Annotated in this window: 20 protein-coding genes; 17 read left to right on the top strand and 3 right to left on the bottom strand. The window is 65.9% G+C overall.

Features of this window, described 5'->3' with window-relative positions; translation table 11 throughout:
* The first annotated feature begins 356 nt into the window (after nucleotides 1–356).
* The gene (locus QX108_RS04255; protein WP_315720279.1) at nucleotides 357–2,672 is read left to right on the top strand and encodes an ATP-binding protein; all 2,316 of its coding nucleotides are present in this window, start codon (nucleotides 357–359) and stop codon (nucleotides 2,670–2,672) included.
* Nucleotides 2,673–2,688: 16 nt separating this feature from the next.
* Here QX108_RS04255 and erpA read toward each other — a convergent pair whose 3' ends face one another.
* The gene (gene erpA, locus QX108_RS04250; RefSeq protein WP_172108553.1) at nucleotides 2,689–3,030 is read right to left on the bottom strand and encodes an iron-sulfur cluster insertion protein ErpA; all 342 of its coding nucleotides are present in this window, start codon (nucleotides 3,028–3,030) and stop codon (nucleotides 2,689–2,691) included.
* Nucleotides 3,031–3,140: 110 nt separating this feature from the next.
* On the opposite strand from erpA, the gene QX108_RS04245 reads away from it, so the two are divergent.
* The 12 genes from QX108_RS04245 to surE all read left to right on the top strand — a co-directional run bounded on the left by QX108_RS04245 (nucleotide 3,141) and on the right by surE (nucleotide 15,610).
* On the top strand, nucleotides 3,141–4,307 hold the full coding sequence (locus QX108_RS04245; protein WP_315778604.1) for a deoxyguanosinetriphosphate triphosphohydrolase: 1,167 nt from the start codon (nucleotides 3,141–3,143) through the stop codon (nucleotides 4,305–4,307).
* 8 nt (nucleotides 4,308–4,315) lie between these two features.
* Complete coding sequence (argS, locus tag QX108_RS04240; protein ID WP_315778606.1) at nucleotides 4,316–6,112, top strand: arginine--tRNA ligase; 1,797 nt, start codon at nucleotides 4,316–4,318, stop codon at nucleotides 6,110–6,112.
* Nucleotides 6,113–6,207: 95 nt separating this feature from the next.
* Nucleotides 6,208–7,773 carry an SPOR domain-containing protein gene (locus QX108_RS04235; RefSeq protein ID WP_315720276.1) on the top strand — a complete coding sequence of 522 codons (1,566 nt, stop codon included), beginning with the start codon at nucleotides 6,208–6,210 and terminating at the stop codon, nucleotides 7,771–7,773.
* Nucleotides 7,774–7,815: 42 nt separating this feature from the next.
* Nucleotides 7,816–8,844 carry a beta-N-acetylhexosaminidase gene (gene nagZ, locus QX108_RS04230; protein WP_315778609.1) on the top strand — a complete coding sequence of 343 codons (1,029 nt, stop codon included), beginning with the start codon at nucleotides 7,816–7,818 and terminating at the stop codon, nucleotides 8,842–8,844.
* Nucleotides 8,841–9,680, top strand: a complete 840-nt coding sequence (locus QX108_RS04225; RefSeq protein WP_172108563.1) for a segregation and condensation protein A — start codon at nucleotides 8,841–8,843, stop codon at nucleotides 9,678–9,680. The genes nagZ and QX108_RS04225 overlap by 4 nt, the downstream gene beginning before the upstream one ends.
* Nucleotides 9,681–9,699: 19 nt before the next feature.
* Nucleotides 9,700–10,863, top strand: a complete 1,164-nt coding sequence (gene scpB / locus QX108_RS04220) for an SMC-Scp complex subunit ScpB (RefSeq protein WP_315778611.1) — start codon at nucleotides 9,700–9,702, stop codon at nucleotides 10,861–10,863.
* A 294-nt stretch (nucleotides 10,864–11,157) separates the two neighbouring features.
* Complete coding sequence (locus tag QX108_RS04215; RefSeq protein ID WP_172108567.1) at nucleotides 11,158–11,391, top strand: twin-arginine translocase TatA/TatE family subunit; 234 nt, start codon at nucleotides 11,158–11,160, stop codon at nucleotides 11,389–11,391.
* A 103-nt stretch (nucleotides 11,392–11,494) separates the two neighbouring features.
* Complete coding sequence (gene tatB, locus QX108_RS04210) at nucleotides 11,495–12,031, top strand: Sec-independent protein translocase protein TatB (protein ID WP_172108569.1); 537 nt, start codon at nucleotides 11,495–11,497, stop codon at nucleotides 12,029–12,031.
* Nucleotides 12,028–12,843 carry a twin-arginine translocase subunit TatC gene (tatC, locus tag QX108_RS04205; protein ID WP_315720272.1) on the top strand — a complete coding sequence of 272 codons (816 nt, stop codon included), beginning with the start codon at nucleotides 12,028–12,030 and terminating at the stop codon, nucleotides 12,841–12,843. The genes tatB and tatC overlap by 4 nt, the downstream gene beginning before the upstream one ends.
* Before the next feature lie 126 nt (nucleotides 12,844–12,969).
* Nucleotides 12,970–14,295, top strand: a complete 1,326-nt coding sequence (serS, locus tag QX108_RS04200; protein ID WP_315778614.1) for a serine--tRNA ligase — start codon at nucleotides 12,970–12,972, stop codon at nucleotides 14,293–14,295.
* Between the two features lie 98 nt (nucleotides 14,296–14,393).
* Entirely contained in the window at nucleotides 14,394–14,750 is a 357-nt protein-coding gene (locus tag QX108_RS04195; protein WP_315726185.1) for a hypothetical protein, read from the top strand.
* Nucleotides 14,751–14,842: 92 nt separating this feature from the next.
* On the top strand, nucleotides 14,843–15,610 hold the full coding sequence (surE, locus tag QX108_RS04190) for a 5'/3'-nucleotidase SurE (protein WP_315778616.1): 768 nt from the start codon (nucleotides 14,843–14,845) through the stop codon (nucleotides 15,608–15,610).
* 8 nt (nucleotides 15,611–15,618) lie between these two features.
* Here surE and QX108_RS04185 read toward each other — a convergent pair whose 3' ends face one another.
* Nucleotides 15,619–16,002: a response regulator gene (locus tag QX108_RS04185; RefSeq protein ID WP_315778618.1), complete on the bottom strand. Its 384-nt coding sequence runs from the start codon at nucleotides 16,000–16,002 to the stop codon at nucleotides 15,619–15,621.
* Nucleotides 16,003–16,274: 272 nt separating this feature from the next.
* Here QX108_RS04185 and QX108_RS04180 point away from each other — a divergent pair, with 272 nt between their 5' ends.
* A complete protein-coding gene (locus QX108_RS04180; RefSeq protein ID WP_315720269.1) occupies nucleotides 16,275–16,922 on the top strand; it encodes a protein-L-isoaspartate(D-aspartate) O-methyltransferase in 648 nt (215 codons plus the stop codon).
* 107 nt (nucleotides 16,923–17,029) lie between these two features.
* Nucleotides 17,030–18,469: a peptidoglycan DD-metalloendopeptidase family protein gene (locus QX108_RS04175; RefSeq protein ID WP_315720268.1), complete on the top strand. Its 1,440-nt coding sequence runs from the start codon at nucleotides 17,030–17,032 to the stop codon at nucleotides 18,467–18,469.
* Nucleotides 18,470–18,634: 165 nt separating this feature from the next.
* Here QX108_RS04175 and QX108_RS04170 read toward each other — a convergent pair whose 3' ends face one another.
* A complete protein-coding gene (locus tag QX108_RS04170) occupies nucleotides 18,635–19,639 on the bottom strand; it encodes an ATP-binding protein (protein WP_315778621.1) in 1,005 nt (334 codons plus the stop codon).
* Nucleotides 19,640–19,842: 203 nt separating this feature from the next.
* Between QX108_RS04170 and yajC the strand changes: the two genes are divergently transcribed.
* Together yajC and secD are read left to right on the top strand one after the other, a co-directional pair.
* Entirely contained in the window at nucleotides 19,843–20,211 is a 369-nt protein-coding gene (gene yajC, locus QX108_RS04165) for a preprotein translocase subunit YajC (protein ID WP_172108587.1), read from the top strand.
* Between the two features lie 83 nt (nucleotides 20,212–20,294).
* Nucleotides 20,295–21,896 (top strand): protein translocase subunit SecD, encoded by a 1,602-nt coding sequence (gene secD / locus QX108_RS04160; RefSeq protein ID WP_315720266.1) that lies wholly within the window; start codon nucleotides 20,295–20,297, stop codon nucleotides 21,894–21,896.
* The last annotated feature ends 6 nt before the right edge of the window (nucleotides 21,897–21,902 follow it).

Genomic DNA, 21,902 nt, shown 5'->3' with positions numbered 1-21,902 from the left:
GAGTGCGTATAAGGCGTAACGCCATCGCGCAGGGAATGCCGGTTGACCGGCTGGACCTGTGGTGACTGCCGCCTGCTTTTTTTCTGCAGGCGGGCCATGGGTTGCGGCCAGCACCCGGCATTCCCTGCGCCCTCGTTTCCGAGAGGGTGAAAACCAGATGCAAGGCTCGGGCAGATCATGCCGCGAGAACGACGCGCCGCGTTCCAGAACTGCCAGCTCCGTCGAAAATGACCGGCGGACGATGCGATTTCACGGCGAATGTCATGGTTCCGTAATTCTACGGGCGGGACAATTAACGTGGCTGAAGCAGCCGATCAGGCATGGCAAGGGGATCACAAGGAAAGTACTGCGCCCTCATGAATTGGCCTGGGGATCTCACGAGCGCGAAGCGATCTGCCGGTGGCAGCCCGCTGGGTGCTTTCTTCCTTTGGATCGGCGGCTTCGGCGCCATCGAAGGTCTCGATGACGAAGCTCTCACGGAGCGCGATCGCCGTCGCATCCGGGCGCGGCAGATCGATGCCGTGGCGCGCCTCGTGCCGGTCACGATCGGCATCAATTTCGCCAATGCCGCGATCATTCTCGGCGTGTTCTGGAATACCGTCTCCAACCTCTTCCTCACCGCTTGGGGCGCGGCGATCGGCGTGGCCGGCGCCCTGGCGCTGCGCGGCTGGTGGCGTGCACGCAAGTCGCGCCCGCAGGAGGCATCGGAGCGCGCCATCAATCGGATGACCCTGCAGGCGTTCTTCCTCTCGGCCGTGTGGGGATCGCTGCCGCTGATCGTGATGCCGCAGGTCGAGCCACATCTGCAGATCATCGTCGGATCGCTGATGACCGGGATGATCTCGGGCGGTGCGTTTGCGATGTCGAGCGTGCCGCGGGCGGGCCTCGCCTACACCTGGACCCTGATGCTGTGCTCGGTCGCCTCGCTGCTCCTGTGCGGCGGTACGACCTTTCTCGTGCTCGTGGTGTTCCTGGGACTCTACACGTCTTTCATGGTGCGCCACCTGGTGTCGCACGGCAATGTGTTCCTGGAGAACCTGAAGGCGCAGATCCGCCACGAGCGGCAGAACGAGACGATCTCGCTGCTGCTGAAGGAATTCCAGGAGAATGCCGCGAGCTGGCTGTGGCAGACCGACGCCGAGGGGCGCCTGATCGATGCGCCGCAACGCTTTGCCGACGTCGCGCAACTGCCGCTCGACCAGCTCAAGGGCGAACGGCTGATCGATACGTTGAAATATCTGTGCCCGACCGATACCGCGACGCTCAAGACCTTCGCCGACCGCATGGCGCAGCGGCTCTCGATCCCGGAGATCCTGATCCATGTCGTGGTCGCTGGCGGCGAGCGCCGGCGCTGGGCGCTGACCGCACGCCCGGCGCGCGACTACGAAGGCAAGTTCGCCGGCTATCGCGGTTTCGGCCGCGACGTCACCGAGCGCTGGCGCGCCGAGCAGGCGGAGGCGGAGAGCAGGGCGAAATCCGACTTCCTGGCGATGATGAGTCACGAGATCCGCACCCCGATGAACGGCGTGCTCGGCCTTGCCTCGACCTTGCTGGAGACCAAGCTCGATGACGAGCAGCGCCATGCCGTGATGACCATCCGCGAATCCGGCGACAATCTGCAGCGCATCCTCAATGACATTCTCGATCTGTCGAAGCTCAACGCCGGCAAGCTGGAGTTCGAGACGGTCGATTTCTCGCCGTCGGTGCTGGTCGAGGCGGTCACCGCCATTATGGGGGTCAACGCGAAATCGAAGAGCCTGCTGGTCAATGCCGACATCGATCCGAAACTGCCGCCGGCGCTGAAGGGCGACGTCGCGCGCATTCGCCAGGTGCTGATCAACCTGGCCTCCAACGCCGTGAAGTTCACGGAGCGCGGCGGCGTCACCATCGCGGTCGCGTGCCGGTCGCGCGACGACCAGAAGGCGACGATCGAGTGGCGCGTCTCCGACACCGGCATCGGCATTCCCGCCGACCGGGTCGGCAAGCTGTTCACCGATTTCGCCCAGGCCGATGCCTCGATCAACCGCCGCTTCGGCGGCACCGGGCTGGGGCTTGCGATCTCCCGCCGCATCATCGAGCAGATGGGAGGGGCGATCGCGGTGTCGTCGGTGCAGGGCGAGGGCTCGACCTTCCGCTTCAGCCTGACCTTGCCGTGGAGCGACAAGCAGGTGTCGGATCAGCGCGGCGACCGGGTCGGCGCCGGCGATCTCAAGACGCGGATCGAGCAGCTCGGCCGGCCGCTGCGCGTGCTGATCGCCGAGGACGATGCCACCAACCGCATGGTGGTGTCGAAGATGCTGCAGGAGTTCGGCGTCGACAAATGCATCGTGCCGGATGGCCTGCAGGCGGTGAAGGCGGCCTCCGAGCAGGAGTTCGACCTGGTGCTGATGGACGTCCGCATGCCCGAGATGGACGGCATCACGGCGACGCGGACCATCCGCGCCAAGGGCGGCCGGCTCGCCGAGCTGCCGATCATCGCGCTCACTGCGAACGCCTTTCCCGACGACATCAAGCAGTGCCGCGAGGCGGGCATGACCGACTTCCTGGCCAAGCCGCTGCGCAAGCCGGCGATGGTGGCGGCGATGCTGAAGGCGATCGGCACGCCCGCGCCCAGCGTGGAGGCGCCGAGTCTTGCGCCGGCCGACGGTCCCGCGGCGACCGCGGAGGCCTGAGCCGCGAGGAGGGGAGTCAGACCGAGAAGCTGGTCCCGCAGCCGCAGGAGGCGGTGGCGTTGGGGTTGTTGATCCGGAACGAGGCGCCCATCAGATCGTCGACGAAGTCGACCTCGGAGCCGGCGAGGAACGGGACCGAGGCGGGATCGACCAGCACCACCGCGCGGTCGCGCGCGATGACCAGATCGTCGTCCGCCTTGGCGCGGTCGATGTCGAACTTGTACTGGAAGCCGGAGCAGCCGCCGCCTTCGACCGAGATGCGCAGCATCGCGCCGGCCGTCTCCTTGCCGAGAATCTCGCCGATGCGGCGGGCGGCGCGTTCGCTGATGGTGACGGGGCCGGTCAGGGCATCAGTCATGGCAAATGGTCTCCGGAATGCTCGTCATGCCCTATTCATTTGGTGCCGGGCACTCCCCATAGTTAAGTGGGCTCCGGCCTGGAATCAAATCGCAAAGGAAACAATCGCTCGTGTCGGTCGGAATGGCTGCCCCCCGCGCCCCTTATTCCTGCGATCCGGATCGCAGCCGGGGCCGGCTGTTCGCCGAGCCGCCCTCGCGCACCCGCAGCCCGTTCCGGCGGGATTGCGACCGGGTGATCCATTCGACCGCCTTCCGGAGGCTGAAGCACAAGACCCAGGTGTTCGTCTTCCACGAAGGCGACCATTACCGCACCCGTTTGACCCATTCCTTGGAAGTCGCCCAGATCGCCCGCGCGCTGGCCCGCCAGCTCGGCCTCGACGAGGATCTGACGGAGACGCTCGCCCTGGCGCACGATCTGGGACATCCGCCATTCGGCCATGCCGGGGAGCGGGCGCTCAACCGCTGCATGGCGGACCATGGCGGCTTCGACCACAATGCCCAGACTCTGCGCATCGTCACCTCGTTCGAGCAGCGCTACCCCGATTTCGATGGCCTCAATCTGAGCTGGGAATCGCTCGAAGGCATCGTCAAGCACAACGGGCCGTTGCAGGGACCGATCCCCGCGGGGATTGCCGAGTTCAACGCCGGCTTCGACCTGGAGCTGTGGAGCTACGCCTCGCTGGAGGCCCAGGTCGCAGCGCTCGCCGACGACATCGCCTATGATGCGCACGATATCGACGATGGCCTGCGTGCGGGCCTGTTCACGGTGAGCGACCTCAAGGAGGTCCCGCTGCTCGCGGCGATGATCGACGAGATCGACCGGCACTATCCTGGTCTCGACGACATCCGGCGCGGGGCCGAGCTGGTCCGCGAGCTGATCTCCTACCTGATTGCGGCCGCCGCGACTGAAGCCGAGCGCCGGATCGAGCAGGCGCAGCCGATGTCGCCGCTCGACGTGCGGAGGCATAGCGGACCGCTGGTGGCGTTTCCGGCCGATGTCGCCGCGCACGAGGCCACCATCAAGGCGTTTCTCTGGCAGCGGATGTACCGGCACGAGCGGGTCATGCGGGTGATGCGCGACGCCGAGCGCATCGTCGCCGACCTGTTCGGTCGCTACCAGGAGGACGGCGCGACGCTGCCCGCGGGATGGCTCGACGGCTGTGCGGGGGAGAGCGATCGCGCCCGCCGCATCAGCCACTTTATCGCCGGAATGACCGACCGTTTTGCCTTAACCGAGCACCACCGGCTTTTTGACTCGACCCCGGATTTGCGTTAGGCGGCGGCATGGTTGAACAAGCATCCACCCCTTACCTTTTTGCCGACATGCTCGCCCGCGTGCACGCCGTCTGCGCCGCGCTGGCCAAGGATGCCGGCTGGCCCGAAGGCATCGATTTCTCGCGCGTCGTCGTCGAGCCGCCGCGCGATCCGAGCCACGGCGACATGGCCACCAACGCCGCGATGGTGCTGGCCAAGGAGGCCAAGGCCAAGCCGCGCGATCTCGCCGAGCAGATTGCCGAGCGGTTGCGCGCCGATGAGCTGGTCGCCAAGGTCGACGTCGCCGGTCCCGGCTTCATCAATCTCACCTTGCAGCCCGTCGTCTGGGCGCAGGCGCTGGCCACCATCCTGCGCGAAGGCGCCGACTACGGCCGCCTGGCGCCTGTTCCGGGCGCGCCGAAGGTCAACGTCGAATACGTCTCGGCCAATCCGACCGGACCCATGCATGTCGGCCATTGCCGCGGCGCCGTGTTCGGCGATGCGCTGTGCAGCCTGCTGCAGTTCGCTGGGCGGGATGTCACGCGCGAGTACTACATCAACGATGCCGGCGCGCAGGTCGACGTGCTCGCGCGCTCCGCCTTCCTCCGCTATCGCGAGGCGCTCGGCGAGGAGATCGGCGCGATTCCAGACGGGCTCTATCCTGGCGACTACCTGAAGCCCGTCGGGCAGGCGCTCGCCGCCGAGCATGGCGACAAGCTGAAGGCGATGTCGGAAGCCGAGTGGCTGCCGATCGTGCGCGACAAGGCGATCGCGATGATGATGGCCGAGATCAAGGATGATCTTGCCGCGCTCAACATCCGTCACGACGTGTTCTTCTCGGAACGCTCGTTGATCACCGGCGGCACCAACAAAGTCGCCGAGACCATCGATTTCCTGCGCGAGCGGGGCGATATCTACGAGGGAAGTCTCCCGCCGCCCAAGGGTAAGCCCGTCGAAGACTACGAAGACAGAGTCCAGACGCTGTTCCGCGCCACAGCCTATGGCGATGATGTCGATCGTCCGCTCATCAAGTCAGACAACAGCTACACCTACTTCGCCTCCGATATTGCTAATCATCGCAACAAGTTCGAACGCGGGTTTGCGGATCTCATCGACGTCTTTGGCGAGGATCACAAAGGCTACATCAAGCGCATGCAAGCAGCCGTGAAGGCAGTAAGTGCCGGACAAGCGGTTCTTGATGTGAAGATCGTGAATCTGGTCAAGCTTTTGCGTGACGGCGAGCCGGTGAAGATGTCGAAGCGCTCCGGCGACTTCGTCACCTTGCGGGAAGTTGTTGATGAAGTGGGGCGCGATGCGGTCCGTTTCATGATGCTTTATCGCAAGAACGACGCCGTGCTCGATTTCGACCTTGCCAAGGTGATCGAGCAGTCGCGCGACAATCCGGTGTTCTATGTCCAGTACGGCCACGCTCGGGGCTACTCGGTGTTCCGCAATGCCCGGGAGATGTTCCCGGACCTGCCGGAAGAGGAGGGAGCTCGAATCGCGTTCCTGAGCAGCGCGAACCTGGAAAAACTGTCCCATCCGACCGAACACGGCCTCTTGAAACAGCTCGCGCTGTACCCACGTACGGTCGAGAGCGCGGCGCTGGCGCATGAGCCGCACCGGGTCGCCTTCTACCTCTATGAACTTGCAAGCGAATTTCACGCCCACTGGACGCGGGGGCGGGATTTGCCCTATTTACGCTTCATTATCGATGATGATGCAGAATTGACCAAGGCACGTTTGGCCATGGTTCAGGGCGTCGTCTCGGTTCTGGCGTCGGGACTTGCCATCTTGGGCGTTAATGCTCCTGATGCAATGCGCTGATTGGGGGAAACACGCGACTTCAGTTGGGGGCCTCAATCTGGCAGGGTCCGCCTTAGGACGCATATGCGGCTCACCCGCAGGGACGCTTCAAAACGATGGCTGATCGTTACCAGGACAGACCCTTTCCCGCTGATGGTTTTGGCCGCGGCGGAAACCAGTCGGCTGATGCTGATCCGCTCGCCGAACTCGCCCGTCTGATCGGGCAGAACGATCCTTTCGCAGCTTCCGGTCGGGCCACACCTCAGTCCCAGCCGCGTCCGATGGCCCGGCCTGCCGCGCCTGCTCCCGAGCAGCCGGCCGCCGGCATGCCTCCGGCCGGCGCTCCAGCCTGGATGCAGCGCGCTCAGCCCGCCGCGGCCAATCCGTTCGCCGACATGGGGCGCGAGCCGCAGCAGCCGGCGCCAGCGCCGCCGGCATTTCCCGCCGGCTATCAGGATCCACGCGGCCAGCCGCCGGGCTTCCCCGAGCAGGATTTTGCGCCCGCAGCCGCCGCTCCCCGGCAGCCGCAGGGTTATCCCAACGCCGAGTTCGCCGACCAGTTGTCCAAGCTGGATTACAGCGTCGGCGAGTCGCGCCACGGCTTTGCTGAGAATGACCGCGACTACGACCGCGGCAACGGCTTTGACGACAACGAGCAGGACTCGTCGCGCTACGACGACGCGCTGTTTGGCCAGATGGGATCCGGTCAACAGGGGTTTCAGGGCGACAACGACTTCCAGGACGGCCAGTACGGCTACCAGGACGGCTATGACGAGGGCGAGGAAGAGGAACGGCCCCGCCGCCGCAGCGGCATGAGCACGGTGCTCGCGGTGCTGACCCTTGCGGTGGTCGGAACCGGCGGCGCCTATGGCTACAAGACCTACATCTCGTCCGGCCGCACCGGCGAGCCGCCGATCATTCGCGCCGACAACAGCCCGACCAAGATCATGGCGCAGCAGGACCTGACGCCGAAGGTGCCGGATCGGCTGCTGGGCAATGACGGCGGCGAGAAGCTGGTGTCCCGCGAGGAGACGCCGATGGATCTGAATACCCGCGGCGGCGGCAACCCCCGGGTCGTTTTCCCGCAGATGAGCCAGAACGGAGCCCCGCCGCCCAGCGCCGGAGCGGCTCCGATGTCGCAAATGGCCAATGCCAACGGCATCCTGCCCAACTCTGATCCGCGTCCGATCAAGACGCTGTCCGTGACCGGCGGCAACCAGGCGGCGGCCGATCCCGGCGGCGCGGCGATGCCGGCGGCGCCTGCGACAAAGCCCCCGGCGACGCCGAAGGGCCGCAAGTCACCGGCCAATGCCAATGCGTCGGCGGCCGAGAGCCCGATGCCGCTGACGCCGCAACCGGCCACGCCGGCGCCCGCGCGCATCGCGGCGGCCGTGCCGGTCACCGAACAGACCCAGCCGGAGCGAACCGGTGGTTATCTCGTCTCGATCTCGTCGCAGGCCAGCGAGGCCGAGGCGATGACATCCTACAAGGCCGTGCAGGACAAGTACGGCGCCGTGCTCGGCAAATATGAGCCGATCATCAAGCGCATGGACCTCGGCGAGAAGGGCGGCGTCAAGTACCGCGCCGCCGTCGGCCCCTTCGCGACGAAGGAAGAGGCCAACAAGATGTGCGGAACGTTGAAAACTGCCGGCGGTCAGTGTTTCCCGTTTAGCAACAATTAAGGCTCGCTTGACCGCCCGGAAGGCGGGGTCTATGCGGCCCGCATGACCATGCGGGCTTTCATTACCGGCGTCGCCGGGCTGGACCTCACCGACGCCGAGCGCGCGTTCATCCGCGATGCGAAGCCTTGGGGCTTCATCCTGTTCAAACGCAACGTCCAGTCACCCGCTCAAGTGACTGCACTCGTTGAGGAATTAAGGAATTGCGCGGATCGCGCCGACGCCCCCGTGCTGATCGACCAGGAAGGCGGCCGGGTGCAGCGGCTTGGCCCGCCACACTGGCCGACCTATCCCGCCGGCGTCGTGTTCGATCGGCTCTACGACCTTGATTCGGCCCTGGGCCTTCGTGCCGCCTGGCTCAGCGCCCGCCTGATCGCCGACGATCTGAATCAGCTGGGGATTACCGTGGACTGCCTGCCGCTGGCCGACGTGCCGGTTGCCGGCGCCGATGCCGTCATTGGCGATCGCGCTTATGGCACGACACCGGCCAAGGTGGCGGCGATCGCCCGGGCGGTGACGGAGGGGCTGGAGCAGGGCGGCGTGCTGCCGGTGCTCAAGCACATCCCCGGCCATGGCCGGGCCACGGCCGATACCCATTTCCGGCTGCCGACGGTCGACACCCCCGAAGCGGAGCTCGACGCCACCGATTTCGCTGCCTTCCGACCGCTGTCGGACCTGCCGATGGCGATGACTGCACATGTTGTGTTTAGCGCAATCGACGCCGCCCATCCGGCCACGACTTCTGCGACAATGATTCAGCGGGTGATTCGCGAGCGGATCGGGTTCCAGGGTTTGTTGATGAGTGATGACGTTTCCATGAACGCACTGGCGGGATCGATCGCCGAGCGCACGCGCGCGATCGTCGCGGCGGGCTGCGACATGGTTCTGCATTGCAACGGCAGACTGGACGAGATGCAGGCCGTCGCCGCCGAAACACCTGAGCTTGCGGGACAGGCTCTGACACGGGCCGATCGCGCGCTCGCGGTGCGCAAGACACCCGCAAGCTTCGATCGCGGCGCGGCGCGCGCCGAGCTCGACGCCCTGATCAACCGGCTGGGACCAGCGAGCGCATGACCGCGGAAATTCTGTCGTTTGAAACCGGCCGGCCCACAACGGAGCTGGCCGAGGCCGAACCGGCGTTGGTCGTCGACGTCGAGGGCTATGAAGGCCCGCTCGACCTTCTGCTCGCGCTGGCGCGCCAGCAGAAGGTGGACCTCGCCAAGATCTCGATCCTGGCGCTGGCCGATCAGTATCTCCAGTTCATCGAGGCCGCGCGCAAGATCCGGCTCGAGCTCGCCGCCGACTATCTCGTGATGGCGGCCTGGCTCGCGTTTCTGAAGTCGCGCCTGCTGTTGCCGGAGCCGCCGGCGCAGGAAGGGCCGAGTGCCGAGGAGATGGCGACGGCGCTCGCCAACCGGCTGCGGCGGCTGGAGGCGATCCGCGAAGCTGCGAATCGTTTGATGAACCGGCCGCAGTTCCAGCGTGACGTGTTCCCGCGCGGCAATCCCGAACAGATCGCCGAAGTCCGGCACCCCAAGTTCACCGCGACCCTGTTCGACCTGCTGTCGGCCTACGCCATTCAACGGCAGTCGCGCGTCGTCACGTCGGTGCATATGGCCAAGCGAACCGTGTGGTCGCTGGCGGAGGCGCGTGCTTCGCTCGAGCGTCTGGTCGGCATGACCGAGGTCTCGGACGATTGGGGATGTCTCGACGACTACCTGCTGGACTACGTCGTCGAGCCCGCACAGAAGGCCACCGTCTTCGCATCGAGCTTTGCGGCCGTGCTCGAGCTGGTCCGCGAAGGCAAGCTCGAGCTGAACCAGAAGCAGGCGTTCGCGCCGCTGTATTTTCGTAAGCGTCCACCGAACCAGCCCGGCGCCATGGCTGCGCCGGACTTGACGGTTGAGTAACGAAGAAGGAGACCCTGCCATGGCAAGCTTGGCGGAACTGCGCATGGAAGAGCCCGACGAGATCGCGACGAGCGAGCCTGAGGTGCGCCCCGAAGAGCTGCGCATCCTCGAGGCACTGCTGTTCGCCGCGGCCGAGCCGCTGGAGCAGGCCACGCTCGCGAAGCGTATGCCCGAAGGTGTCGACATCAAGGCCGCACTGGCGCAACTGCAGGCGGAATACGCCACCCGCGGCGTCAACCTCGTGCGCGTCGCCAACAAATGGACCTTCCGCACCGCCGGCGATCTCGCCTGGCTGATGACGCGCGAGAGCACCGAGACGCGCAAATTGTCGCGTGCCGCGATCGAGGTGCTGGCCATCGTCGCCTATCATCAGCCGGTGACGCGGGCCGAGATCGAAGAGATCCGCGGCGTCGTCACCTCCAAGGGGACGCTGGACGTTCTGCTGGAGACCGGCTGGATCAAGCCGCGTGGCCGCCGCAAGACCCCGGGCCGGCCTCTGACGTTCGGCACCACCGACGCGTTCCTGGCGCAGTTCAGCCTGGAGACGCTCGGCGATCTGCCGGGCCTGGAAGAGTTGAAGGGCACGGGCCTGTTGGATTCGCGCCTGCCCACCGGCTTTACCGTTCCGACGCCATCCGATGATCCCACGCTCCGCGAGGACGAGGAGCCGCTGGACCCGGGCGATCTCGATCTGGCGCTCGCACCGGCGGTCGAGGCCGAGCCTGGCGACGCTGATGGCGCGGAAGCGGAATCGTCCGAGGCGGAAACGGCTGTTGCCGAAGCTGGCCTCGTCGAGACCGCTGTGATCGACACGCTGACCGAAACAGCAGAGGCGGGAGCGGCAGAGGCCGAGACGGCCGTTCTGGACGATGAGGCGACGTCGCAGCTCGCCGTCGGTGATCTGGAGATCTCGACTTCAGACGCCGAGGACAAGGCGGTCGAGACGAGCATCGAGATCCAGGAGTCTCTCGTCGAGGAGCTCGATGCCGAGGAACTCGTCGGCGAGCAGGATGATGAGCCCGTTGCCGAACTGGTCGATCTTTCGGCCGATACAGCGGATGAGACGGAAGCTCGGGGCGAGGAAGCACCCCAAGCCGAAGTCGATGCCGAACGCGATATCGACGCGGCGGATGACGAAGACGACCGCGATACCGACGAGGACGGTTCGTCACACCGGGAGTAGCGGAAAGGAACGGCTCCCTCGGCGCCGTTAACACTCGCGTTATTACGTAGGTCCGCCCCCGATTTGGCGGACCTTAAGCGCTTGTTTTTGGGGGCGCTGACGCCTACCTTCCGGCCAGATCGGGCTCTCCGCGCGCCGCTTTCGGCTGATTGCCGCCTTGGTTCAGGTTGCTGTTTCGCAATCGAATGCTAGAAGCGAAGTGTCGCGGGCAAGTCCATGGATATGGCGCGATTTCGGCGGTAGCGTCGACGGGCAGTCGGATGAAGGCTGCGCCGGTGTTTGGAGGGTTGCAGGATGGGTTCGCTTAGCATTTGGCACTGGATCGTGGTGATCGCGGTCGTCCTGCTCCTGTTCGGGCGCGGCAAGATCTCCGATCTGATGGGCGACGTCGCGCAAGGCATCAAGGCCTTCAAGAAGGGCATGCAGGACGACGACAAGGCGCCGGAGAAGACCGAGCCGGTCAAGTCGATCGACCATGGCACCACGCCTTCGGCCACCCGCACGGATGTCGGCAGCAAGGCCGTTTGATCTGCGCGTGAAAGGCGCGGGCGGCGCGCGCTCCCGCAAGGGGCGGACCTGCTCGAACGGGCAGGGCGGGAACAGAGGCGTCGTCGCGTAGGCGGAATGTTACATGTTCGATATCGGGTGGAGTGAGCTGCTCGTCATTGGGGTCGTCGCGCTGATTGCGATTGGCCCCAAGGAGCTTCCCGGCGTCCTGCGCATGGTCGGGCAGTGGATCGGCAAGGCCCGCCGGATGGCCTCGGAGTTCCAGGGGCAGTTCCAGGAGGCCATGCGCGAGGCCGAGATGGCCGACCTCAAGAAGAGTTTTGACGAGGTCAAGGAAGCCGCGAGCGGTTTCTCCCCCAGCGGCATGATGTCGTCGCTGCAACGCGACGTCGACAAGGCGCTGGACATCGAGGGCATCGACAAGCCGGCAGAGCCGGCGGCACCGGCATCGGACGCGGTTGCCGTTTTGACAGAGACGCCGGTGACCCCCACCACACCTGAGCCTCCAACCCCCGAGACCTTCGTGGAAGCCGAGGCCCATCAGGCCGTAGGCGAACCGTTGGCCATCGTGCGCGAGATCAAGCCCGAGCCGCAGCCGCACCCTGCCGACGTGGCTGCGCCGGCTGAGGCTGAACGTCTGAAGGACGCCAAAGCGTCATGACCGTCGAAGATATCGAGGCCAGCAAGGCCCCGTTGATGGATCACCTGATCGAGTTGCGGTCGCGGCTGATCAAGGCGCTGCTCGGCTTCGGCATTGCCTTCATCTTCTGCTTCTTCTTCGCCAAGCAGATCTACAACATCCTGGTGCTGCCGTTCGTGTGGGTCGCGGGCGCGGAGAACAGCAAGTTCATCTACACGCAGCTGCTCGAATATTTCATCACGCAGCTCAAGCTCGCGATGTTCGGCGCCGGCTTCATCTCGTTTCCGATCGTGGCGACCCAGATCTACAAATTCGTCGCGCCCGGTCTCTATCGGCACGAGCGCAACGCGTTCCTGCCCTATCTGGTGGCGACGCCCGTGTTCTTCGTGCTCGGCGCGGCGCTGGTGTATTTCATCGTGCTGCCGATGCTGGTCCGGTTCTCGCTCGGCATGCAGCAGCTGGGCGGTCCGGATACTGCACAGATCGCGCTGTTGCCGAAGGTCGGCGAATATCTGTCGCTGATGATGTCGCTGATCTTCGCGTTCGGCATCGCCTTCCAGCTGCCGGTCATCCTGACCCTGCTCGGCCGGATCGGCATCGTCACCTCGCAGATGCTGCGGGAGAAGCGGCGCTATTTCATCGTGATCGCCTTCATCATCGCGGCCGTGCTGACCCCGCCGGACGTACTCAGCCAGGCCTCGCTGGCGCTGCCGTTGCTGGCGCTCTACGAGGGCGCGATCATCGCGGTCAGCATCGTCGAGAAGCAGGCGGCTGCGGCCAAGTCCGGCTCGTCGTCAGGATCGGGCAATCTGCCAGCCAATCCGTCCGAATAGGCGGTCTGCCGCCCGGGCCTGCCCCGGGCTTGCCTGTTCCCATCCGCTGCCATTCGCGGTAGTGCAGGCCGGCCTGTGACCCAGGGCGACTCGCCGACATCCTTTCGTTCCAGGGACCGAACGACCATGCACGACATCAGATCGATCCGCGACAATCCGCAAGGTTTCGATGCGGCGCTGACGCGCCGGGGTCTGTCGCCCTTGTCGTCGCAGCTCCTGGCCATCGACGAGCGGCGTCGCGCGGCCATCCAGGCCTCCGAGCAGGCGCAGGCGCGGCGCAACGCGGCCTCCAAGGAGATCGGCGAGGCCAAGAAGGCCAAGGACGACGCGCGCGCATCCGCGCTGATGGAGGAGGTCGCCAAGCTCAAGACGACGATGCCGGAGCTCGAGGCCGCCGCCAAGCAGGCCGACGACGAGCTGGCGCGCGAGCTCTCGGCGATTCCCAACCTGCCGCTCGACGAGGTGCCCGACGGCAAGGACGAGCACGACAATATCGAGCGTCATGTGTTCGGCGCGAAGCGCAACTACGCCTTCGCGCCAAAGCCGCACGACGAGATCGGCGCGGCTCTTGGCATGGACTTCGAATCGGCGGCAAAGCTGTCCGGTGCGCGCTTCGTCGTGCTGAAGAAGGGGCTGGCGCGGCTGGAGCGCGCGATCGGGCAGTTCATGCTCGACCTGCACACCACCGAGCACGGCTACACCGAGATCAATCCGCCGCTGCTGGTGCGCAACGATGTCATGTTCGGCACCGGGCAGCTGCCGAAATTCGAGGACGATCAGTTCTGGGCGGTGCGGGGCGAACTGCTGATCGCGCCGGATGAGCGGCTCAAGACCGATCGCCTCGGCCTCATTCCGACGGCCGAGGTCGCTTTGACCAACCTGGTCCGCGAATCCATCGTGGACGAGAAGGAGCTCCCGATGCGGCTCACGGCGCTCACGCCGTGCTTCCGCGCCGAGGCCGGCGCTGCCGGACGCGACACCCGCGGCATGATCCGCCAGCACCAGTTCACCAAGGTCGAGCTGGTGTCGATCACGACGCCGGAGACGAGCAAGGACGAGCATGAGCGCATGCTCGCCTGTGCCGAGGAGGTGCTGCGCCGGCTCGATCTGCATTATCGCGTCATCACGCTGTGCACTGGCGACATGGGCTTCTCGTCGCAGAAGACCTACGACATCGAGGTCTGGATGCCCGGGCAGGGCGACGGCGGCGCCTTCCGCGAGATCTCCAGCTGCTCGGTGTGCGGCGACTTCCAGGCCCGCCGGATGGATGCGCGCTACCGCGCCGGCGACGGCAAGCCCCGCTTCGTGCACACCTTGAACGGCTCCGGCACCGCGGTCGGCCGCGCGCTGATCGCGGTCATGGAGACCTATCAGCAGGCCGACGGCTCGATCGCGGTCCCCGACGTGCTGCAGCCTTACATGGGCGGCCTCAAGGTGGTGGTGGCGGAGTAGGCGGGACGAGAACCGCGGCCGGGTGGACGGCGCTTGCGCAGCGTCCGCCAAATCGTATGCTCGATGTCGTTCAGCGACTGCTTTTCAGAACGGGCGCCATGGCCCTGCATCGGGACATTTTCTGGATCGGACGGCAATGGGCCGTCACTGGCTCCGGCATACAGGCGGTCGATCAGCGCCTCAAGGGCGCGTTCGACATCGACCGCGCGACGGTGTGGAACGAGGGCCTGATCGAGTCCCTGCGCGACCAGACTTGGTTCAACGCCGCCGATTTCGAGAAGGCGCTGGGTGTCGCGCGCAGCCGTTTTCCCGCCGAGCCGCCACCGGCGGTCGCTGCGCCGGCGCCGACCTCCGCGAAGGCGGTCGATGCCTCCGCCGTACCCATCGTCCCGCTCCGGCTGGACGCGCGAGGGAAGCTCGCCCGGTTCCTGCCGCAGTGGCGGATCCGGCGCTGAGCTACTGAGCGCGGGCACCGCGGCGGGTTTGCCTCGATGCTGCGCAGCAGATAAGACACCCTCGCAATCGGCTTGAACGGGGGAAGGGCGACATGCGGATTCTCTGCACCAATGACGACGGGATCCATGCGCCGGGTCTGAAGGTGGTCGAGGAGATCGCACGCGCTTTGTCCGACGACGTGTGGATCGTCGCGCCCGAACTCGACCAGAGCGGCGTTTCGCATTCGCTTTCGCTCAACGATCCCCTGCGGCTGCGCGAGGTCGGCCCGCGGCACTTCGCGGTGCGCGGTACGCCGACCGACTGCGTCATCATGGGCGCGCGGCACATTCTCGGGGAGAAGCTTCCCGACCTCGTGCTGTCCGGGGTAAACAAGGGCCGCAACGTCGCCGAGGATGTCGTCTATTCCGGCACCATCGCCGGCGCGCTCGAAGGCACCATCCTGGGACTGCCGTCGTTTGCGCTGTCGCAGGAGTTCAGCATCGCCACCCGCGACAAGCCGTCCTGGGACACCGCGCTCGAATTCGGCCCTCAGATCGTGCGCAAGGTGCTCGAGGCCGGCGTGCCGAAGAACACCGTGATCAACGTCAACTTTCCGTCCTGCGCGCCCGACGATGTCCGCGGCATCGTGGTGACCCGCCAGGGCAAGCGCAATCTCGGCTTCCTGAAGGTCGACGAGCGCCGCGATGGCCGCGGCAATCCCTATTTCTGGATCGGCTTCGACCGCGCTGCGGCGCTCGACGTGCCCGACGAGGGGACGGATCTTGCCGCGCTGGCGGCGCGTTACGTGTCGGTGACGCCGTTGCGGCTGGATCGCACCGATGAGGCGTTCTCCGGCAAGCTCAGCGACATTCTCGGCTGAGCCGTTCGCTAACCCTGCGACTCCGCTCCGCGCAGGGCCTGCTCGATCGCCTTGCTGAGCGTCTCGAGCTGAAACGGCTTCTGCAGCGCCGGTCGGTCGCGATACTCTTCCGGAAGGCCGGACGAGCCATAGCCGGTTGCGAAGATGAAGGGGCGATTGCGGGCCTTGATGAGATCGGCCACCGGCGAGATGACCTTGCCGTTGACGTTGACGTCGAGGATGGCAACGTCGAAATAAGTGCTCTCCGCGAGCCGCATCGCCTCGCCGATCTCGCCGGCCTCTGCCGCCACGGTGTAGCCGAGCTCTTCCAGCATGTCGGCGACCATCATTCTGATCATGACCTCGTCTTCAACCAGAAACACAGAGCCGCGTGGCGGCCGCGGTGCAGTCATGATGTCAGTCCTTGCCCATACCCGATGTGACGCTCGCAAATAACGGCTCGTGGCGCAACGTCAACCACGTCGTCAAACCGTGACCTTGCCGAGAGGGCAAGATCGCCCCGAAGGTGAACGAACTCGACCGCCGATGGTTCCCGCCGGGAGCCCACCGATGGGTCTGCGCAAGAATGAGCTTTGCGGGCGTGATGGCAGGGCGGTCGAATTCACTGCGCAACAGGCGGAGGATGCTCTAAATTGGAGCCAGGCGAACAACCCGAAACGGCGCGATGCCCCCGACCCCTCCGCCCGAAAAGATGATGTTTCAGCTGACCCTGCGCCGTCGCGGGATCAGCGACCAGGCTGTCTTGCGTGCGATGGAAGAGGTGCCGCGGGAGGAGTTCGTCCTACCGGCCGACCGTCCCGACGCCTATCGCGACAGCGCGATGGCGATCGCCTGCGGGCAGACGATCAGCCAGCCCTTCGTCGTTGCCTATATGACCGAGCAGTTGAAGCTGCAAAAGTCTCACCGCGTGCTCGAAATCGGCACCGGATCCGGATACCAGGCCGCGATCCTCTCCCGGCTGACCGCGAGCGTCCTGACTGTCGAACGATTCCGAACCCTGGCGGACAAGGCGCGGGAGCGGCTGGAGAAGCTGAACTGCTTCAATGTCGAGGTGATGCTGGGCGATGGCTACGCCCTGCCGTCGGGGGCTGGCCAGTTCGACCGCATCATCGTCACTGCGGCGATGGACGAGATTCCCCAGGCTCTGCTCGACCGGCTGGAGCCGGACGGTATCCTGATCGCGCCTGTCGGGCCCCAGCATGGCGTCCAGACCCTCGTCAGGGTCACGCGAGACGGCGATCGTTTCGATCGCAAAGAGCTCGTCGACGTCCGATTTGTGCCGGCAATTCCGGGGATTGCGCGCGAACTCTAAAGGAGCGGATCAGCAATCTGCACAACGCTTTATTCGCGGCTTAAGCGCTTATTTACCGCGGCTGTGTTTACTCGAATTCGTTGTTTGTTGCGTACGAGTGAGTAACCATGCCCGCTATCGTCGAGTTGCCTCGCTCGCGCCGCCTGCCGCAGGTTGCGGCGTTGGCGCTGATGTCGTTCGGCGTTGCCGGCTGCAGCGCCGATATGTCGACGCGGCTGTCGCAGACGCAAAACCCTTTTTCCAACCCCTTTGCTTCCGACTCCACCGGCTCGGTTCAGGCGCAGCCGGCCCGGCAGCACCAGCAATACACCCCGGCGCCCGCGCCGGTGCCGACCTATTCGTCTTCGGCGCTGCCGCCACCGGCCGTCGGGGCGCCGCAATCCTATCCGTCCGGCGGCAGCCCGGGAGGCGTCGCGTCCGGCGGTCGCGGCGTCGCGTCCTACGCGCCGCCTGCGTCGGTCCCGGCGCCTCAGGCCTATGCGCCGCCGGCCCATGCCTACGCCCCGCCGGCCCGCCCGCAGCTCGAGACCACCGGCACGGTGCCGCCGCGCTCGGTCGCTGCGGCACGTCCCCCGGCCGGCACGAAGATCATCGTCGGTACCAGCGATACGCTCGATATCCTTGCCCGGCGCTATCGCGTCACGCCGGCTGAGATCCTGGCTGCCAACGGCTACAAGGGGCCGCGTGCGTTGTCGCCGGGACAGCAGCTGATCATTCCGCATCCCGGCACGGTCGCGGCTGCGCCCGCGGTGCAGCCGGTCGCAACGCCGGTTGCTGCGGCTCCGATGGCGCCGCGGCAGATGGCGGTCGCGGCGCCCGCCACGCCGTCTACCGTCCACTTCGTCAATCGCGGCGACACGCTGGCCAGCATCGCGCGCCAGAATCACCTCTCGGCCGCGGAGCTCGCGCGCGCCAACAATCTCGATCAGGCTTCGCCCCTGAAGCTCGGTGCCAGGTTGACCGTCCCTGGCAAGGTCGCAGCGGTTGCTGCGCCCGTGGCTCCGGTCGCAACCGTTCCCCAGGCGGTTGCGACCGTGCCCGCCCCGGTCCCGACCACGCGTGTGGCGACGGCAGCGGGTCCAGTGCAGAGCGCCCGGCTGGCCCAGGCCAATCCGGCGCCCGAGAAAGAGGAGGAGCCGGCGCGCCCGGCCGAGACGACGAGCTCGCTGCCGACGTTCCGCTGGCCGGCGCGCGGCAAGGTGATCACGAGCTATGGCGCCAAGACCAATGGCAAATCCAATGACGGCATCAACATCGCCGTGCCCGAGGGCACCCCGGTGAAGGCCGCCGAGGATGGCGTCGTGGCCTATGCCGGCAATGAATTGAAAGGTTACGGCAACCTGGTTCTGGTGCGGCATTCCAACGGCTATGTCACCGCATATGCCCATGCGAGTGAGCTGATGGTGAAGCGCGGTGATCCGATCAAGCGCGGCCAGGTCATTGCCAAGTCGGGTCAATCGGGAGAAGTCGGATCGCCGCAGCTCCACTTCGAGATCCGCAAGGGTTCGTCCCCGGTTGACCCGCTGCAATTCCTCAATGGGGCATAGGCGAGAGCGCCTGCCGCCGTCCGGTGCTAGGGCTCGCCTTTCGGCGAGCCCTTCTAGTTCGGGCTAGTTTGGGGGCGGGGAGATCGCCGCAATCACGGTGGCTGAGGCTGGCTGAGTGCCACGCATCCAGACGTCGTCGCCCGCGAGGGCTGGCGAAGTTCGCCGTTACCTCGCGCTCAGCCGCACGCCGAGCCGGCCCGCGAGGTCCTGTGTGAACTGCCAGGCGACGCGGCCCGAGCGTGAGCCGCGCGTGGTGGCCCATTCCAGCGCCTCGCGCTCCAACTGATCCTCGGCGACCGCGATGTCGAAATGGCTGCAATAGCCCCGGACCATCGCGAGGTACTCGTCCTGGCTGCAGCGGTGGAAACCAAGCCACAGGCCGAAGCGGTCCGATAGCGAGACCTTCTCCTCGACCGCTTCGCCCGGATTGATCGCGGTCGAGCGCTCGTTCTCGATCATGTCGCGGGCAAGCAGGTGGCGGCGATTCGAGGTTGCGTAGAGAATGACGTTCTCGGGCCGGCCCTCGATGCCGCCTTCGAGCACTGCCTTCAGCGACTTGTAGGATGCATCATTGCCGTCGAACGACAGGTCGTCGCAGAACACGATGAAGTGGAACGGAGCCGCCCGCAGGATGTCCATCAGCGCCGGCAGGCTCTCGATGTCCTCGCGGTGGATCTCGATCAGCTTCAGGCGGTCGGCCGGCTTGCGCGCGACGTTGATGCTGGCATGGGCGGCCTTCACCAGCGACGACTTGCCCATGCCGCGCGCGCCCCACAACAGGGCGTTGTTGGCGGGCAGGCCGTTGGCGAAGCGCTCGGTGTTCTCGATCAGGATGTCGCGCATCCGGTCGATACCCTTGAGCAGATCGATCTCGACGCGGCTGACGCGCGGCACGGTCGAGAGCCGGCCGTCCGGATGCCAGACGAAGGCGTCGGCGGCATTCAGGTCGAGCGCAGGTGCGGCACCCGCATGAGTTGCGGCCAGATGCGCCGCGATCGCTTCCAGCGCGCGGGCGATCCGCTCCGGCGTGTCGTCGGCAGCCGCGCCGGCGGGACGTTTTGCCGCGACCTTCGACGGCTCTTTCACCGCGGACCGGGGAGGCTTGGCGACGGGTCTGGCGATCGTTTTGGCGGGGCTGCGGGGCGGGGCTTTGGCTGGTTTTTTCGACATGCTGCAAGTTCCTGATGAGGCAGCCATATCGGGCCTCGGGGGCGGCCGCAAGCGGAGGAAATCAAGGGACCGGGCGCCTTGCTATTGGGACCGCGGCCGTTATATTCCGCGCGAAATTCGCAAGAGGCCGGCCCGCGCCGAGAGCAGCGTGGTTCGCCGGCTATTTCCGTCTCACCGGGCACTGGCCCTCGAGGATCGACCACATGCTGATTACCCCTGCCTATGCCCAGGCCGCCGGCGCTGGCGATACCAACAGCATGCTGATGTCGCTGCTGCCGTTCGCGCTGATCTTCGTGATCATGTACTTCCTGATCCTGCGGCCGCAGCAGAAGAAGGTCAAAGAGCACGCCGATCTCGTCAAGAACGTCCGCCGCGGCGACACGATCGTGACCCAGGGCGGTCTGGTCGGCAAGGTCACCAAGGTCGTCGACGACGACCAGGTCGAGTTCGAGATTGCGGACGGCATCCGCGTGCGCCAGATGCGCCAGATGATCACGGGCGTCCGCACCAAGGGCGAGCCCGCCAAGGCGGATGCGAAGGACGACAAGAAGGACGAGAAGGCCGCGAGCTGATTTCGGCTTGGCCGGCGTCACGCCGGTCCTCCTCTGATGTTCTGATTTCCCGGGCCGCCTTTCGGCCCTTACGGACACCTCTCATGTTGTATTTCACGCGGTGGAAGGCGCTGGGCATCATCCTCACGGCGCTCGTGGTGTGCCTGTGCGCGGTGCCCAACTTTTTCCCCGAAGCGACGGTCAAGACCTGGCCGGCCTGGGCGCAGCGTCACATCGTCCTCGGTCTCGATCTGCAGGGCGGCTCCTATCTGCTGCTCGAAGTCGACTCCAACTACGTCAAGAAGGAGCGGCTCGATTCCGTGCGCGATGACGTGCGCCGGACGCTCCGCGATGCCAAGATCGGCTACACCGGATTGGCAAGCAAGGGTGACGGCGTCGAGGTCCGCATCACCAAGGATGCCGACGTCCCGACCGCGCTGTCCAAGCTGCGCGATCTCTCCCAGCCACTTGGCGGCCTGCTGGGATCGAGCGGCCAGCGCAGCCTCGAAGTCAGCGACGCCGGCGGCAGCGTGATCAGGCTGGTGATCCCGCAGGCTGCCATCACCGAGCGCGTCCGCCAGACGATCGAGCAGTCGATCCAGATCGTCGAGCGCCGCATCAACGAGCTCGGCACCGTCGAGCCGGTGATCCAGCGACAAGGCACCGACCGCATCCTGGTGCAGGTGCCCGGTCTGCAGGATCCGACCCAGCTGAAGAACCTGCTCGGCCGGACTGCGAAGATGGAATTCCGCATGGTCGACACCACGGTGTCGCCCGAGCAGGCGCTGCAAGGGCGGGTGCCGTCGGATTCCGAAGTGCTGCAGAGTGCCTCGCCGCCGAACCAGCCTTATGTCGTGAAGAAGCAGGTGCTGGTTTCCGGCGGCGATCTGTCCGACGCGCAGACCGGTTTCGACCAGCGCACCAACGAGCCGATCGTCTCGTTCCGCTTCAACTCGGCCGGCGCCCGCAAATTCGCGCAGGCGACGACCGAGAATGTCGGCCAGCCATTCGCGATCGTGCTCGACAACAAGGTGATCTCGGCGCCGGTCATTCGCGAGCCGATCACCGGCGGTTCGGGCCAGATCTCCGGCAATTTCACCGTGCAGTCGGCCAACGAGCTGGCGATCCTGCTGCGCGCCGGCGCGCTGCCGGCGCCGCTGACGGTCATCGAGGAGCGCACCGTCGGTCCCGGCCTCGGCGCCGACTCGATCGCCAAGGGAGAGCTCGCGTCTTATGTCGGCTCGATCCTGGTCATCGTGTTCATGCTGGTGACCTACCGGCTGTTCGGCGTGTTCGCCAACATTGCCGTGGTGGTCAACGTCGCGATGATCTTCGGCGTGCTGTCGCTGCTCAATGCCACGCTGACGCTGCCCGGCATCGCCGGCATCGTGCTCACCGTCGGCATCGCCGTCGACTCGAACGTGCTGATCTATGAGCGCATCCGCGAGGAGCTGCGCGGCGGCCGCAACGCGATCTCGGCGATCGACGCCGGCTTCAAGCGGGCGCTGGCGACGATTCTCGACTCCAACATCACCACCTTCATCGCTGCCGCCGTGCTGTTCTACATCGGCACCGGTCCCGTGCGCGGCTTTGCCGTGACTCTCGGCATCGGCATCCTCACCACGGTCTTCACCGCCTTCACGCTGACACGTCTGATCGTCGCGGCGTGGGTGCGGTGGAAGCGGCCGCAAAGCGTGCCAATCTAGGAGCTA

The sequence above is a fragment of the Bradyrhizobium sp. SZCCHNR1002 genome, assembly GCF_032381435.1.
GTDB lineage: Bacteria > Pseudomonadota > Alphaproteobacteria > Rhizobiales > Xanthobacteraceae > Bradyrhizobium > Bradyrhizobium aeschynomenes.
The sequence above is the reverse complement of the archived record's forward strand: the minus strand, read 5'-3'. Positions and strand labels throughout refer to the sequence as shown.

Coding starts and splice junctions, on each gene's coding strand:
- tatC (WP_315720272.1), top strand. CDS start 12,028: ATGACCGTCGAAGATATCGAGGCCAGCAAGGCCCCGTTGATGGATCAC.
- QX108_RS04225 (WP_172108563.1), top strand. CDS start 8,841: ATGACCGCGGAAATTCTGTCGTTTGAAACCGGCCGGCCCACAACGGAG.
- QX108_RS04215 (WP_172108567.1), top strand. CDS start 11,158: ATGGGTTCGCTTAGCATTTGGCACTGGATCGTGGTGATCGCGGTCGTC.
- argS (WP_315778606.1), top strand. CDS start 4,316: ATGGTTGAACAAGCATCCACCCCTTACCTTTTTGCCGACATGCTCGCC.
- erpA (WP_172108553.1), bottom strand. CDS start 3,030: ATGACTGATGCCCTGACCGGCCCCGTCACCATCAGCGAACGCGCCGCC.
- secD (WP_315720266.1), top strand. CDS start 20,295: ATGTTGTATTTCACGCGGTGGAAGGCGCTGGGCATCATCCTCACGGCG.
- QX108_RS04185 (WP_315778618.1), bottom strand. CDS start 16,002: ATGACTGCACCGCGGCCGCCACGCGGCTCTGTGTTTCTGGTTGAAGAC.
- tatB (WP_172108569.1), top strand. CDS start 11,495: ATGTTCGATATCGGGTGGAGTGAGCTGCTCGTCATTGGGGTCGTCGCG.
- QX108_RS04175 (WP_315720268.1), top strand. CDS start 17,030: ATGCCCGCTATCGTCGAGTTGCCTCGCTCGCGCCGCCTGCCGCAGGTT.
- QX108_RS04180 (WP_315720269.1), top strand. CDS start 16,275: ATGCCCCCGACCCCTCCGCCCGAAAAGATGATGTTTCAGCTGACCCTG.
- serS (WP_315778614.1), top strand. CDS start 12,970: ATGCACGACATCAGATCGATCCGCGACAATCCGCAAGGTTTCGATGCG.
- QX108_RS04170 (WP_315778621.1), bottom strand. CDS start 19,639: ATGTCGAAAAAACCAGCCAAAGCCCCGCCCCGCAGCCCCGCCAAAACG.
- QX108_RS04235 (WP_315720276.1), top strand. CDS start 6,208: ATGGCTGATCGTTACCAGGACAGACCCTTTCCCGCTGATGGTTTTGGC.
- scpB (WP_315778611.1), top strand. CDS start 9,700: ATGGCAAGCTTGGCGGAACTGCGCATGGAAGAGCCCGACGAGATCGCG.
- QX108_RS04255 (WP_315720279.1), top strand. CDS start 357: ATGAATTGGCCTGGGGATCTCACGAGCGCGAAGCGATCTGCCGGTGGC.
- QX108_RS04195 (WP_315726185.1), top strand. CDS start 14,394: ATGGCCCTGCATCGGGACATTTTCTGGATCGGACGGCAATGGGCCGTC.
- yajC (WP_172108587.1), top strand. CDS start 19,843: ATGCTGATTACCCCTGCCTATGCCCAGGCCGCCGGCGCTGGCGATACC.
- nagZ (WP_315778609.1), top strand. CDS start 7,816: ATGACCATGCGGGCTTTCATTACCGGCGTCGCCGGGCTGGACCTCACC.
- surE (WP_315778616.1), top strand. CDS start 14,843: ATGCGGATTCTCTGCACCAATGACGACGGGATCCATGCGCCGGGTCTG.